Origin of the sequence: Profundicola chukchiensis (genome assembly GCF_029664245.1) — a bacterium.
Classification (GTDB): Bacteria; Bacteroidota; Bacteroidia; order Flavobacteriales; family Weeksellaceae; genus Profundicola; species Profundicola chukchiensis.
This window is the reverse complement of record NZ_JANAIE010000007.1, coordinates 99,737-113,836: the sequence shown is the minus strand read 5'-3', so window position 1 is coordinate 113,836 and position 14,100 is coordinate 99,737. Positions and strand designations below refer to the sequence as shown.

At 33.9% G+C, this 14,100-nt stretch carries 13 protein-coding genes; 7 read left to right on the top strand and 6 right to left on the bottom strand.

Annotation, left to right across the window (positions count from 1 at the left end; translation table 11 throughout):
• Positions 1-28 precede the first annotated feature (28 nt).
• The gene (locus tag NLM59_RS09925; RefSeq protein ID WP_304417627.1) at positions 29-1,198 is read left to right on the top strand and encodes a hypothetical protein; all 1,170 of its coding nucleotides are present in this window, start codon (positions 29-31) and stop codon (positions 1,196-1,198) included.
• Between the two features lie 88 nt (positions 1,199-1,286).
• Here the strand turns inward: NLM59_RS09925 and NLM59_RS09920 are convergent, their stop codons facing one another.
• Together NLM59_RS09920 and NLM59_RS09915 are read right to left on the bottom strand one after the other, a co-directional pair.
• Positions 1,287-3,263: a S8 family peptidase gene (locus NLM59_RS09920; RefSeq protein WP_304417626.1), complete on the bottom strand. Its 1,977-nt coding sequence runs from the start codon at positions 3,261-3,263 to the stop codon at positions 1,287-1,289.
• A gap of 6 nt (positions 3,264-3,269) precedes the next feature.
• On the bottom strand, positions 3,270-5,420 hold the full coding sequence (locus NLM59_RS09915; RefSeq protein ID WP_304417625.1) for an endonuclease MutS2: 2,151 nt from the start codon (positions 5,418-5,420) through the stop codon (positions 3,270-3,272).
• 85 nt (positions 5,421-5,505) lie between these two features.
• On the opposite strand from NLM59_RS09915, the gene ung reads away from it, so the two are divergent.
• Positions 5,506-6,165, top strand: a complete 660-nt coding sequence (gene ung, locus NLM59_RS09910) for a uracil-DNA glycosylase (protein ID WP_304417624.1) — start codon at positions 5,506-5,508, stop codon at positions 6,163-6,165.
• 35 nt (positions 6,166-6,200) lie between these two features.
• On the opposite strand, the gene NLM59_RS09905 is transcribed toward ung, so the two are convergent.
• Positions 6,201-6,683, bottom strand: a complete 483-nt coding sequence (locus tag NLM59_RS09905; protein WP_304417623.1) for a hypothetical protein — start codon at positions 6,681-6,683, stop codon at positions 6,201-6,203.
• 202 nt (positions 6,684-6,885) lie between these two features.
• Between NLM59_RS09905 and NLM59_RS09900 the strand changes: the two genes are divergently transcribed.
• The 4 genes from NLM59_RS09900 to NLM59_RS09885 all read left to right on the top strand — a co-directional run bounded on the left by NLM59_RS09900 (position 6,886) and on the right by NLM59_RS09885 (position 10,362).
• Positions 6,886-7,743 (top strand): acyl-CoA thioesterase, encoded by an 858-nt coding sequence (locus tag NLM59_RS09900; RefSeq protein ID WP_304417622.1) that lies wholly within the window; start codon positions 6,886-6,888, stop codon positions 7,741-7,743.
• Between the two features lie 22 nt (positions 7,744-7,765).
• Positions 7,766-8,794: a TlpA family protein disulfide reductase gene (locus NLM59_RS09895; protein WP_304417621.1), complete on the top strand. Its 1,029-nt coding sequence runs from the start codon at positions 7,766-7,768 to the stop codon at positions 8,792-8,794.
• Positions 8,795-8,893: 99 nt separating this feature from the next.
• Positions 8,894-9,871 carry a pyruvate dehydrogenase complex E1 component subunit beta gene (locus NLM59_RS09890; RefSeq protein WP_304417620.1) on the top strand — a complete coding sequence of 326 codons (978 nt, stop codon included), beginning with the start codon at positions 8,894-8,896 and terminating at the stop codon, positions 9,869-9,871.
• A gap of 11 nt (positions 9,872-9,882) precedes the next feature.
• Entirely contained in the window at positions 9,883-10,362 is a 480-nt protein-coding gene (locus NLM59_RS09885; RefSeq protein WP_304417619.1) for an inorganic diphosphatase, read from the top strand.
• Between the two features lie 73 nt (positions 10,363-10,435).
• On the opposite strand, the gene NLM59_RS09880 is transcribed toward NLM59_RS09885, so the two are convergent.
• From NLM59_RS09880 to NLM59_RS09870, 3 genes are read right to left on the bottom strand one after another with little or no spacing between them, the layout of a single operon-like run.
• Positions 10,436-11,512 carry an ABC transporter permease gene (locus NLM59_RS09880; protein ID WP_304417618.1) on the bottom strand — a complete coding sequence of 359 codons (1,077 nt, stop codon included), beginning with the start codon at positions 11,510-11,512 and terminating at the stop codon, positions 10,436-10,438.
• Positions 11,509-12,630: a BT_3928 family protein gene (locus NLM59_RS09875; RefSeq protein ID WP_304417617.1), complete on the bottom strand. Its 1,122-nt coding sequence runs from the start codon at positions 12,628-12,630 to the stop codon at positions 11,509-11,511. Before NLM59_RS09875 ends, NLM59_RS09880 begins: the two co-directional genes overlap by 4 nt.
• Positions 12,631-12,632: 2 nt before the next feature.
• Positions 12,633-13,184, bottom strand: a complete 552-nt coding sequence (locus tag NLM59_RS09870) for a DUF1599 domain-containing protein (protein WP_304417616.1) — start codon at positions 13,182-13,184, stop codon at positions 12,633-12,635.
• 79 nt (positions 13,185-13,263) lie between these two features.
• On the opposite strand from NLM59_RS09870, the gene folP reads away from it, so the two are divergent.
• Positions 13,264-14,100 (top strand): dihydropteroate synthase, encoded by an 837-nt coding sequence (folP, locus tag NLM59_RS09865; RefSeq protein ID WP_304417615.1) that lies wholly within the window; start codon positions 13,264-13,266, stop codon positions 14,098-14,100.

The following is a 14,100-nucleotide window of genomic DNA, read 5'->3' as shown; positions in this document are numbered from 1 at the left end:
ATGCTATATAACTCTAAAAACCTTACTCATGAAACAGTTTTACTACTTACTTTCATTTCTGATTCTCGCATCTTGTAGTTCTCTTAAACAAGCAGAGAAATCAATGAATTCCGGAGACTATGTAAAAGCCTATGACTTATTGATTGATGAATATCAAAAAGGATTATCGGCTAAGAAAAAAGAAAAATTTCTACCTATTTTTCAGAATGCCTATATGAAAATGGTGGCTTCTCAAGAAGCTAAGATTGAACATTTGAAATCTGCTAAAAATCCTGCTTATACAGGTGATATTTATAATACTTTGGTAGGCTTACATCATCGACAAGAGCAGTTAAGACCATTCTTACCTGTTTATCATAAAGGAAAGGAAATGCTTTTTAAAACTAAAAATTATTTACCTGCTATTAATCAAGCTAAAAATGATTATGTAGAATATTTATATCAAGCTAGTCTTAAAAAGTTAGATTCTAATAATAAGCAAGAGATTCGTAGTGCTCATGGCGATTTGAGAAAGATACAGTCTTTATCTCCAGGATTTAGAGATGTCGAAAATCTATTGGATGAAGCTCATTATCTAGGAACAGATTTCGTTTTAATTCAAATTGAGAATAGATCGAATCAACTCTTACCACAACGTTTGGAAGATGATTTAACTCAAATTAGCACCTATGGTTTAAATAACTTTTGGACTGAATACCACCAAAAAAAGCAAAATGATTATCAATATGATTATTTGATTAGAATGGATATTGAACACATCATGGTTTCTCCTGAAAGAATGAACTCTAGACAACATGAGTTTGAGAGAGAGATTGTCGATGGCTGGGAATATCTTTATGAAAATGGTAGAAAGGTGTTAGACAGTTTAGGCAAACCCATAAAAGTGGATAAAGTCATTCTGGTTAGCGCACGTGTAGAAGAAGTTATTCAAGAAAAGGATGCTTTGGTACAAGGTAAGGTAGATTTAATTAATCTTGCAAACAATCAAATTATTGATACTCAAAAACTAAATAGTGAATTTGGATTTAAGAATCATTTCGCTAAGTTTTTTGGAGATCGAAGAGCTTTAGATGATCATATGCAAAAACTAACCTACAATCAATTCATCCCCTTCCCTTCTCATGAACAAATGGTTTTTGATAGTGGAGAAGAAATTAAAGCTCAATTAAAACGTCTTTTAAAACGGCGCTTTAAATAGGCTAAAAACTGAGTAGGTAGTATAAAAAAAGCTAGCTGTTTCCAAGGAGACAACTAGCTTTTAGTTTTTATTAAAGATTTATCCTGAATTACTTCTTGATAAATTTATGGGCAGTTGCACCCGTTTCATCTTTAATAGTAATTATATAAGCTCCTGCAGGTAAAGAATTCACGTTAACTTGCTTGTTGCTTACTTTCTCGCTCTTAACGATTTGACCATTAGCGCTAATGATTTGAACTTGAGCGTCGCCTTCTAAACCAGAAAGGTTCAAGATATCACGAACTGGGTTCGGGTAAATTCCAACTTTCTTAGCTTGTAAATCATTTGTAGACTGAGTAGAAAGTTTTGCTCCAGAAACTACAAGTGCATAAGCTTGTGTAATTCCTGAAATTCCATTTTTATGGTTTACTGTTAAAGTATAAGAACCAGCAGATGGACTTGGAACTAAAATTTGCTCAACATTGTCTAACACATTATCACCAGGAACGGCTGCTGCTGAAGGATTTTCAACATCTAGAGTCCACGGCATATATTCAGTTAAAGAACTATCTTCAATGATTCTCATATCTAAATCATTTATCAACATCGGCGTTCTACCGTTTAACTCAAATGATAAAGAACCTGGATTCTTCGCTGGATCGATCCACACTAAAGTTGCTCTGATTGGCTCATCTCCTATAGCTGTTAAAGCATAAGATTTTTCAGCGATAGCTTTAACATCATTAATGATAATAGCATCATTGTTAGTTTCATCAACGATTAAGTTTGCTGCATTGAATGCATTCACTAAACCAAATCCATATTTATAATCTGGTCCAGGGTAATCACCAGTTTCGTTGGTTGTATTAATAATTAATGCTTTTAACTCAGCTGCATTTAAATATTCTGTATTTAACTCATGATAAAGTTGTTGTAATAAAACAGCAATTCCTGTCACACTTGGTGAAGAGAAAGAAGTTCCATTACCTTGACTCCAATATCCATTGTTCGCAGTTGGAACAACCACAGATGAACCTTGAGTAACTACGTCTGGCTTGATTCGACCATCATCTGTTGGTCCAAAGCTTGTAAATACAGAAGGAGAAACGCTTGAAGGTCCGTTGTATCTTCCGTTTCCAGCCACTTGATTGGTAGAACCAACTAATAAAATATTCTTAGCGATTGCACCATATGGCAAACAGTCGTATCCTGTAGTACCACAGTTTACTGGTCGAAAGGTTGAGGAAATTTCCCACTCATCATTATCGCCTAAAACCGCATGTTCAACAGCTGTACCTGGACCTGTATTTCTATCATTTCCAGCCGATTTAATCATTAAATGCTGTGGAGCATTTCTAGCAATATTATCGATGTAACTATCTAAAGTGGAATAGATTCCGTGGTAAGCTGATTCGTTTTCATCCATTGAAGGATATCCAAACCAATACCAACCTTCTCCTAAACTCTGGTCATATTCACCATATTTCCACCCTGCTTGGTAACCATAAGAGTGGTTAGAAATCATGTATTCTAAATTATTTGCAGACTCTGTAACAATCTCGTTTAAGTTGTTATAAAAATCGTAACCAACAACATTAGCACTAGGCGCCATTCCTTTTGCTGCAGGAGAAACTCCAGCTGCGACCATAATTCCGGCTACACCTGTTGCGTGATCAGAAATTGGCGAATCAGCAGATTCCATATTGCTTGCTCTATCATCCGTAAACTCGGTATGTGCTGTATCAATACGTCCACCATCCCATTGATAAACCGTCATTCCTTCACCTGTAACTGCAACTCCAGAAATAGTATTATCATATAGTTTATCAACATCTGCTACTTTAATCTGATCAATATCTGTGTTATCAATATACACTAAATAATCACCGTATTTTCCTAAGAAATGTTTTTTAAGTTGTGCCTCGTCCCAACCTTTTTTAGCAGCTAATTCTGAAATGAACTTTAAATTCGCTTCATGCTCAATTTGAAATTGATCTCCCAGCTTTTTTAGTTCTTCCACATTAGTTTCTTGTCCATACGTCAAGCTCATCAAGCCCACGCCTAAAAGAAATACATATTTCTTCATCCTTTATTATATTTTTTGAATTTCAAAGATACTTATTTTTGTCCTAAAACTTCCATAGTTGATGGTAATGGTCTCATTCTCTATCTTGTCGATAGTGCCCACACTGGTACTATCTTTAATCCTTACCCTATCTCCTATTTTCAGTGATGCAATTTTGGTTGCCGTCTCCTCTTTTTGTTTTTTCTCAATCTTTTGTTTAACCTCTTGAAGCTTGCCTTTATTTTTATTTAAGTCATTTTTCAGTTTCTTCTTAATGGCTTCTTGCTTCTTTTTAATTTTAAAATGCTCTTTTGGCTTTTTTGAAGCATTTTCCATCTCAATTAATTTCAAGAACTCTCCAATCAGCTTTTTACGACTGCGCTTTTTGAGATATTCATCGGCCATTTCATCTACCTTTTTCCCCAGCTGCATCATCTTTTGCTCATTTTCATATAAACGTTGAAAATCAACAAGTTTTGACTGTATTTTATCTTGCGTTTGATCTAAAGCTTCATTTTTCTCTTCAGATTTGGATTGAAGTTCCTTTAATTGCTGCTTCGTCTTTTGAACATCAAACTTCTCTTGCTGAAGTTTTAAAATGGTTTTATCTAAGCGGATTTTATTGCGTTCAATTTTCTTTTTAGCACGGTTGATTAACCTAAAAGGTATTTTGTTTTTCTGAGCTACTTCAAAGGTGAATGAACTACCCGCCTGCCCAATCTCTAATAAATATAGTGGCTCTAATGACCTCTCATCGAATAACATAGAAGCGTTTTTAGCTGCTTCCATTTGCTCAACAAGAATTTTAATATTGGTGTAATGCGTAGTGAAAATCCCAAAGGCTTCCATATCATAGAATTCTTCTAAGAAAACTTCTGCCAAAGCTCCTCCCAATTCTGGATCTGATCCAGTTCCGAATTCATCAATTAAAAGCAAGGTATTCTCATTGGATTTTCGCAAGAAATAACGCATCTGCTTTAACCGATAAGAATAGGTACTTAATTGATTCTCTATGGATTGATGGTCACCAATATCTGTAAAAATAGCATCATAGAATCCCATTTTACTTTTAGGATGTACACTCACCAGGATTCCACTTTGAATCATAACTTGCAATAAACCAATAGTTTTCAAGGTGATACTTTTACCACCCGCATTAGGTCCAGAGATCACCAATATTCTTTGCTCATCATTTAAGCTAATCGTCTGTGGAATAATCTTTTTACCTTCTTTATTATGTTTTAACCATAAAATTGGATGATAAGCATCTATTAAGTGAGTAGATTTCTCATAATTAATAGTCGGCAAAACAGCATTAATTTCGTAGGCATATTTGGCTTGAGAAGCAATTAAGTCTAATTGAAAAAGAAAATTCTGATAAGAAATTAATTCAGGTTGAAATTCCTTCATCAAATTGGTTAAATCCAATAAAATAACATCTATAATTTTCTTCTCATCTTCTTTAAGCTCATCTAGCTCTCTTTGAATTTTTAGAACAGATTCTGGCTCAATGTAGGAAATAGATCCCGTCTTACTTGACCCTACAAATCTACCCGCTACTTTTTTGCGATACATAGCAGACACCGCCAACACACGTCTTCCGTCTACTACAGACTCTCCAATATCATCTAAAAACTCGCGATGCGCTCGCATAGCACCATTAAAAGTGGCACTTAGTTTACTAGAGGTAGCCTTAATGTTTTTTCTAACTTCTTTTAACTCAGAACTCGCATCATCTTTTATTTCACCGTGTTTATCAAAAACCTTCTCAATCTGTTTTAAGATTTCTTTTTGAAGGTCAATTCTTTGAATTCTATTATGAAAGACAGGAAAATACTCTTCAAAATTTGACAAGAACTTTTTAAGCTCCATAATTTGAAGCATATGAGTTCTAATAGCCAAAAATGATGAAGATGGCATTCGATAATTTTCAACCTCTAATTTTTCTAAATCCTCGCGAATATCTTCGTAGTCACCAAATGGAAATCTATTGTTTCCTTGTAATCCAGAAAGGAATTCATTGGTTGCATTTAATCTAAATTCAATAGCTTTTTTAGATTCAAGCGGACGAATTTGTTGAATCACACGTTTAACTCGTTGGGTCTTTGCGTACTTCTCTATTTCGGCTAAAACCTTATGAAATTCTAAATCTTCTAATGTTTTATCAGGAATGTTCATTGTGACAAAAATACAATGAAAATCGAGCTTTAATTATTTATTATGGAATATATTTTTATAGTTTTGAATTCATAGAACTTAGAACTTGGAAAAACAACTTTCAGAAAATTGGTTAAACCTTCTTAAATCAGAAATAGAATCTGATTATTTCAAACAATTAAAAGGCTTTTTGGGGGAGGAATATCAAACTAAAACAATCTATCCTCCTCATCATCAATTGTTTAATGCATTCAATTTAGAACCTCAAGATATTCGTGTTGTCATTTTAGGGCAAGATCCATATCATGGAGAAGGTCAAGCACATGGCTATAGCTTTTCGGTACCCGAAGGAATTAAAATCCCAAAGAGTTTACAAAATATCTATAAAGAATTGAATTCTGACTTAAATATAAACCAACCCAACCATGGAAATTTAGAGCATTGGGTGGAACAAGGAGTCTTTTTATTAAATGCAGCGCTGAGTGTTGAAGAGGCAAAACCACTCTCCCATCAAAATAAAGGTTGGCTGGAATTTACAGATAAAGTGATTTCTATTGTATCTGAAAATTGTGAAAATGTGGTTTTTATGCTTTGGGGAAAGTTTGCACAAAGTAAAAGTGCTTTGATTGATGAGAATAAACATTTAATCTTAACAGCTCCACACCCATCACCACTTTCGGCTTATAGAGGATTTTTCGGTTGTGGACATTTTTCTAAAGCGAATGCGTATTTAGAGCAAAATCAAAAAAAGCCAATCCTTTGGTAAGAATTGGCTCTCATGAGTTTTTATGGTTTTCTTAATCATTCAATATAAATAACGAAGTCTGTTTTGGAAGCTTCTTGGTTAGATCCTTCTGTGTCTAATAAACCAACAACTTCATATTCACCTGGATTTAAAGACATTCTGGTTGTATCTGAAGTGGCTTCTTGCACAACTTTTCCGTCTTTTTGTTTAACTAAATATTTTACCCCTGAATTAGAAGACTCTAGTCTAAAACTATATTCTTTGGCTTCGTTTAAAACATTAAAAGTAAAACTCTGTGTTTTTGGTGAAGAAAATGAACCTCTAAATTCTTGTTTTTTAAGTTCAATATTTTCATTCGCTACCATGTTGTTATTTTCGTCGTCAACCCCTGTGCTACCTTGGTATTGCTCTGGAGTTTGTTCACCCTCTAGCACTTGCTCTGAAGTAGTGTCATTCTCTTGAATATTTTCTGCTTTTCTTTCACAAGCAACATTCAAAAAAGAAAATGAAATCACTGCTGTTAAAAATAGATTTTTCATAATAATTTAATTTTGTATTAAGTATATAGTCAATAAGCAATCCAAAGTAGTTCGTTTAATTAAAATTTAACAGCATAGCTTTTTGAATTTAAAAATCAATTACAATTTTCTATAAATTATAAGGTTAATAAATAAATCTTTTATATACTGACATAATAATCGGTTTGAATTATCTTTGAACCAATATTGCTTAAAAATTTCAATGACTCACATTTCACAATTAGTAGATTTAATTCGTCTAGAACAACTAGAAGATCATATTTTCAAGGGTAGAAATGAACCCATTGGCAGTCCATCTATTTTTGGTGGGCAAGTTATTGCTCAAGCCATTTATGCAATGAGTCAATCTGTGCCAGAGGGAAGATATTGCAATTCTTATCATTGTTATTTTATTTTACCTGGTGATTTAAACGAACCTGTTTATTATGAGGTTGAGACAATTCGCGATGGTGGTAGTTTTTCTGTTAGACGTGTTAAGGCCAAACAAAAAGATAAAGTAATTTTCTTTATGGGAGCGAGCTTTCAAGGTATGGAAGATGGTTATGATCATCAATTAGAAATGCCAAAAGTTCCGCATCATGAAGGTTTGTATAGTTGGGATCAGATGTATGAACAGTTAAAAGGCTTTTTACCAAAATCTATTGAGAAATTCTTTTCCATCGAACGTCCGATTACATTTAAACCAACGGTTGTTACTAATCCGGTTGAGAGAAAGAAATTAGATCCATTTCAAAGTATTTGGTTTAAGATAAAAGGAGAAATGGAAAATGATCCTATTTTTAACAGAAGTATTCTTTCCTATATTTCTGATTATAATATATTGACCACTGCGTTGCATCCACATGCTGATATTGCTCATTTTGGTAATACCCAAATGGCGACTTTAGACCACTCTATGTGGTTTTTCAGAGAATGTGATATCAACGAGTGGATGTTGTTTAGTATTGAATCACCAAGCGCTTCGGGTGCAAGAGGTTTTGCACGAGGAAATATTTTCTCGGAGTCTGGTCAACTAATTGCAAGTGTGTCGCAGGAAGGTTTAATGCGTCCAAAAAATTAATTAATTCAAATTATATAAATAAATGAAAATTTTAAAGAATTCATTAGGTGCTTTATTAGCGACGATGTTTATTTTAACGTCATGTGAAAAAGAACCAAAAAATTATGCGACTTTCTCAGGTGAAGTGGCTAACATTACTGCAGATATGGATAGTGTAATTGTATTCATTCCTAATGGATATAGAAAAGCTATCGTATTAAAAGATGACGGAACTTTTAGTGATACATTAAAAGTAGAAGAAGGTAAATATCGTTTTAAGATTGGTGATGAGTATGGTGCTATGTACTTAAAGAATAATGAATCATTGCATTTAACTACCGATTATAAGGATTTTGATAAAGCTTTAAAATTCACAGGTCAGGGAGGAATTCTTAAGAAAACTCAAGCCGAAACTAAGTTATTACACTTGAATTTAAATACATTCAGTGCAGAGGTTGCTGCTTTGGAAGAAGAAGCTTTTGAGCAAAAAATGGCTGATTTTAAAACCAATTATGATAAATTAAAATCTGAATATAAAGATTTAGATCCATCATTTTGGAAAGAGTCAGACGAAGGTGTTGAAAAGGGCATTGAAGGGTTTAGAGAATATAGAGCTAATAAAATCGCTATTGCAGAAAAGTTCACTGGTATTAAGTCACCTAGCTTTGCGATGGAAAGCATAGACGGAGAAACTATTAAGTTAGAAGACTTTGCAGGAAAATATGTTTATGTTGATGTTTGGGCTACTTGGTGTGGACCTTGTAAAAGAGAAATTCCTTCTTTAAAGAAAATCGAAGAGCAGTATAAGGACAAAAATCTTGTCGTAGTAAGTATGTCGATTGATGAAGCAAAAGACAAGGAAAAATGGCAAAAATTCGTAAAAGAAGAAAACTTACAAGGTGTTCAGATTTTTGCTGAAAATGCTTGGAAGTCTAGCTTTGTAACAGAATTTGAGATTAGATCTATTCCAAGATTTATCTTAATCGGCCCAGACGGATTGGTAATTGATCCAGATGCTCCAAGACCGAGTGATCCCGCTTTAATTGAATTATTTAAGGATTTAAAAATCTAATTCCCAACACACAAAATTAATGTATAAGGTGTGAATTTCATTCAGTTTGCCTTTACTTACATTAAATTTTAATAATTTTGTACATCTTAAAAATTTAATATGACCGAAAAGACATTTAGAGAAGTGATCGCAGAAGCTATGAGCGAAGAGATGCGACGCGATGAATCTATATATTTAATGGGAGAAGAAGTTGCTGAATATAATGGTGCCTATAAAGCGTCTAAAGGAATGTTAGATGAATTTGGACCTAAGCGTGTCATTGACACGCCTATTTCGGAATTAGGTTTTTCTGGAATTGCTATTGGTTCTGCCATGAACGGAAACCGTCCGATTGTTGAATATATGACTTTCAACTTTTCATTAGTTGCAATTGACCAAGTAATCAACAACGCGGCAAAAATGAGACAGATGTCGGGTGGTCAATGGAATATTCCAATCGTATTTAGAGGACCAACAGCTTCTGCTGGACAATTAGGTGCTACTCACTCACAAGCATTTGAGAGCTGGTATGCCAACTGTCCGGGACTAAAAGTAGTTGTACCTTCTAACCCATATGATGCAAAAGGTTTATTGAAGTCAGCGATTCGTGACAACGATCCTGTCATCTTTATGGAATCTGAGCAAATGTATGGTGACAAAATGGAGATTCCAGATAGCGAATACTTGATTCCTATTGGAGTTGCAGATGTTAAGAGAGAAGGAACAGATTGTACCATCGTTTCTTTTGGAAAAGTAATAAAAGAGGCTTATAAAGCAGCTGATGAGTTAGCTAAAGACGGAGTTAATGTTGAAATTATCGACATTAGAACAGTTCGTCCATTAGATTATGAGACAATCTTGAAGTCTGTAAGAAAAACAAATCGTTTGGTAATTTTAGAAGAAGCTTGGCCATTTGGTTCAGTTTCATCTGAAATCACTTATATGGTTCAGCAAAAAGCATTTGATTATTTAGATGCGCCAATTGAGCGTATTTCTACACCAGATGTACCAGCGCCATATTCACCAGCTTTATTAAAAAATTGGTACCCTACTCCTAACCAAGTAGTAGAAGCAGTAAAAAAAGTAATGTATAAATAATAAAATCTCACATGGAGAAATTTGATGTAATTGTAGAAATCCCTAAGGGTAGTAGAAATAAATACGAAATGGACAAAGAAACTGGTAAAATCCGTTTGGATAGAACCATCTTCTCGTCTATGCACTATCCAGCGGATTATGGATTTATTCCAGACACCTTAGCCCTAGATGATGACCCGTTAGACGTTTTAGTTTTAGTAACTGAACCAACTTTCCCAGGTTGTATTATCGAGGTTAAACCAATTGGAGTGTTCCACATGGAGGATGAAAAAGGTCCAGACGAAAAAGTAATTTGTGTACCTTTAGGTGATCCAGTTTGGAATAAAATGAATTCTTTAGAAGACCTTAACCCACACCTTTTAAGTGAAATCGAACACTTCTTTAGAGTGTACAAAGACTTAGAAGATAAGAAAGTTGATACACAAGGTTGGGGAACTAAAGAAGAAGCAATCAAAATTGTAAAAGATTGTTTTGCTCGTTACAAAGGATAAAATGATATTTTAGAATATCAACCGATATAAAAAAAGCCGCAAATTTTGCGGCTTTTTCTATTTCTAATATTCTCTAATATTTTCTTACTCTCGGGTCTAAAAAGCCATATATTATATCCACCAAAATATTGATAATAATAAATGAAATGGCAATCACCAATACAGCGCCCATAATTACCGGCTGATCTAAGGTGTTTAAAGCATTTACGATTTCTTTCCCTAAACCATTCCAGCCGAATATGAACTCTACAAATACAGCTCCTGCTAACATACCAGCAAACCAACCTGATGCTGCTGTAATTACTGGGTTTAAAGCGTTTTTAAGAGCATGTCTCTGAATCACCTGGCGTTTACTCAATCCTTTAGCAAAAGCAGTTCTAATGTAATCTTTGCTCATTATCTCTAACAAGGAATTTCTTGTCAATTGTGTGATAACAGCCAATGGACGAATACCTAGAGTTAATGAAGGTAAAATTAAATTTTTAAGCGTTAAATGCTTTCCGATTCCATAGTCATCTACTTCGTATAAACTTCCGGTCATATTCAGATGCGTCCAATCTGCTAAGACATAGGCAAAAAACCAAGCCATTAAAATCGCAGAGAAAAATGATGGCAAACTCATTCCAATAGAAGTTATCACCAATAGGAATTTATCAATCCAACCTCCTTTATTTAAAGCTGAAACAATTCCCAGTACAATCCCTAATACAAAGGCTATGATAATAGCAAAAAACGCTAATAACATGGTATTAGGCAAGGTTTCTTTTATGATTTGTAATACGGGTTTCCCTTGTTGTTGAAATGACTCTCTTAAATAAGGTGCTTTTAAGGCTAAATCATATCCACCTACCGAAAAAAGCTTATTTCCGGTGTGCTTATTCTCACTAAAATAAGTGTAATCCTCCGAATTCTGAGAATGTAATGATATAGGTGATAAATCATTTAAATAGTAGAAATACTGCGTCATGATAGGTTGATCTAAACCTAAATACTTACGAATAGCAGCTAGTTGTGCTGGATCTTCATTTTGGTCTAACATCATTCTTGCAGGATCTCCTTGCATGACATTAAACAAAATGAAAATTACCGTAATCACCCCAAGAAGAGTGAGAAAGCCATAACCGATTCTACCTAGAATATAATTTATCAATTCAATATTTTTTGAACTTCTGCAGCATTTGGAATATCATTCCAGTTATATTTTCCAACCACAGTTCCCTTTTTAAGTAATAAAATTCCAGGATTTGCACGAATCATGGTTTTCAATGTCACTGGGTCCATAAAACAGTTTGGAACACCATTAGTTTCAATAGCATAAGGTGATAAACTTAAAACATCTATATCGCTACCTTTTAAATTATCAACCAATGCATTGATTCTATCTGTTCCTTTTTCAGATGCTTTTGCCGGAATTGAAGTTACTACAAACATTAATTTATCCACTTCAAGATAATGTTCGGTTTTATCTCCCTCATCACCGCAATCAATCATAAAATCAGAGATAGGTGGTTCATAACCTTTTTTTACAATTCTATCTTCTGTCTTTTCTATTTCCCAAGGTGTACCACCCGACCAATAATTTTTATTTCCTAAATATTCCTCCTCGGTTAATCTTACCTTTTGTTTATTCAATTTGTTTCTAAGATGATAAATCATTTGAATTTGAGTGGTTTCTAAGCCTAATTCTTCCGCTGATTTCATTCCTTCGGTAATATTATTTCCAACCGCATAGGCTCTAAAATCTTTAATAGGTAAATGGAAGATTCCTTGGTAGGCAATAAATATAGAGGCAATCAAAGCAGCTGCCGTAACATATTTTCCAAGAGGCTTAGCCAACATTGGTTTTATGTGTTTTCTACCTGCCCAAAGTATTAAAATTAAAACTAGAAGTATCACATCCTTAGTAAATGATTCCCAAGGCTCTAACGAAATTGCATCTCCAAAACATCCACAGTCAGTTACTTTATTAAAGTACGCCGAATAGAAAGTTAAAAAGGTGAAGAATATGATCAAACCTAGTAAGCTCCATAAAGTGAATTTTCTATAAATTCCCAAGATTAAAAGAACTCCTAAAACAATTTCAAATATCACGAAGAATGTTGCAATGGGTAAAGCATATGCTTCTAAAAAAGGCATATTAAAAACAGAAGCAGAAAAATACTCTTCTAATTTAATAGAGAACCCAATAGGATCAATGGTTTTAACTAAGCCAGAAAAAATGAATAGCACACCTACTACCCAACGTAAAAGTAAAATTAAATACTTCATAATTATTGATTTGAATCTTGTTCTGCAATATGAATTAAAGAAAAGACAGCATAATTCAACATATCTAAATAATTTGCCTTTAAACCTTCTGAAACCAAAGTCTTTCCTTGGTTGTCCTCAATTTGCTTTATTCTTAAAATCTTTTGTAAAATTAAATCTGTAATAGACGAAACTCGCATATCACGCCAAGCCTCACCATAATCGTGATTCTTTCTTTCCATTAAATCCCTAGCCTCCTTAGCCTGAACATCATATAATTCTAAGGCTTTCTCATTTTCTAAATCTGGAGAATCAACAACACCTAACTCTAATTGAATCAATGCAATAATAGAGTAATTAAGAATACCAATGAATTCACTTTTTTCACCTTCGTCAACTTTCTTAACTTCATTCTCCTGAATACTTCTAATTCGGTTGGCCTTAATATAAATTTGATCCGTTACAGACGATAATCTAAGAATCCTCCAAGCTGTTCCATAATCTTGCAATTTATTTGCAAACAACTCTCGACATTCTTTTATTACTTCGTCATATTGGTGTAATGTTTTTTCCATATTTTCGCAATGCACTCGTTTTTGGTAACGATTTTAGTGATTAATCTACAAAAATAATAAAACAAACAAGATTCCACGCATGACTATCAACTGTAAAGGTAAATTACTCGATTTAAGCTCTCCAAAAGTGATGGGTATTCTTAATCTTACCCCCGACTCTTTCTTTGATGGTGGTAAACACCAAAACCAAGACAATATTCTGAAAACGGTTGAGCAAATGCTTGAGGATGGTTTGGATATCTTGGATATTGGCGGACAAACCACGAAACCAGGATCAGAAGTTATTTCCGCTGACGAAGAATTACAGAGGGTTGAACCTTTTTTAGATTTAATTCTTAAAAATTTTCCAGAGCTCATTGTTTCATTGGATACATTTTACAGCAAAGTTGCTCAACATGGTGTGGAAATGGGAGCTGCTATCATCAATGATATTTCAGCTGGAAGAATTGATGATGAGTTGTTTAAAACAGTCGCTGAACTAAAGGTTCCCTATATCCTGATGCACATGCAAGGAATGCCAAAAGATATGCAAGCCGAGCCGCACTATGATAACATCATAACAGAGATTAATTTATTTTTTGCTGAGAAAATTAAAACATTAAAAGAGCTGCATATAAATGATATCATTTTAGATCCTGGATATGGATTTGGAAAATCTTTAGAACATAACTTTGAATTACTAAGAAATCAAGAATTATTAGGCTTTAATGACTACCCTATCTTGGCAGGAGTCTCTAGAAAATCAATGATTTGCAAGACCTTAGGCGTAAACCCAAAAGATGCGCTCAATGGAACTACCGCTGTCAATATGTTGGCTTTGCAACATGGCGCTAAAATTTTGCGTGTTCACGATGTTAAGGAGGCTAAAGAGTGTATTAAAATTTTTGATTCCTATCAATCCGTACAAATATTGTAA

Bases quoted from the DNA above. Each gene is read 5' to 3' on its own strand.
- NLM59_RS09870 (WP_304417616.1), bottom strand. From the start codon at position 13,184: ATGGAAAAAACATTACACCAATATGACGAAGTAATAAAAGAATGTCGA.
- NLM59_RS09895 (WP_304417621.1), top strand. From the start codon at position 7,766: ATGAAAATTTTAAAGAATTCATTAGGTGCTTTATTAGCGACGATGTTT.
- NLM59_RS09915 (WP_304417625.1), bottom strand. From the start codon at position 5,420: ATGAACATTCCTGATAAAACATTAGAAGATTTAGAATTTCATAAGGTT.
- NLM59_RS09900 (WP_304417622.1), top strand. From the start codon at position 6,886: ATGACTCACATTTCACAATTAGTAGATTTAATTCGTCTAGAACAACTA.
- NLM59_RS09875 (WP_304417617.1), bottom strand. From the start codon at position 12,630: ATGAAGTATTTAATTTTACTTTTACGTTGGGTAGTAGGTGTGCTATTC.
- NLM59_RS09885 (WP_304417619.1), top strand. From the start codon at position 9,883: ATGGAGAAATTTGATGTAATTGTAGAAATCCCTAAGGGTAGTAGAAAT.
- NLM59_RS09925 (WP_304417627.1), top strand. From the start codon at position 29: ATGAAACAGTTTTACTACTTACTTTCATTTCTGATTCTCGCATCTTGT.
- folP (WP_304417615.1), top strand. From the start codon at position 13,264: ATGACTATCAACTGTAAAGGTAAATTACTCGATTTAAGCTCTCCAAAA.
- NLM59_RS09920 (WP_304417626.1), bottom strand. From the start codon at position 3,263: ATGAAGAAATATGTATTTCTTTTAGGCGTGGGCTTGATGAGCTTGACG.
- NLM59_RS09890 (WP_304417620.1), top strand. From the start codon at position 8,894: ATGACCGAAAAGACATTTAGAGAAGTGATCGCAGAAGCTATGAGCGAA.
- NLM59_RS09905 (WP_304417623.1), bottom strand. From the start codon at position 6,683: ATGAAAAATCTATTTTTAACAGCAGTGATTTCATTTTCTTTTTTGAAT.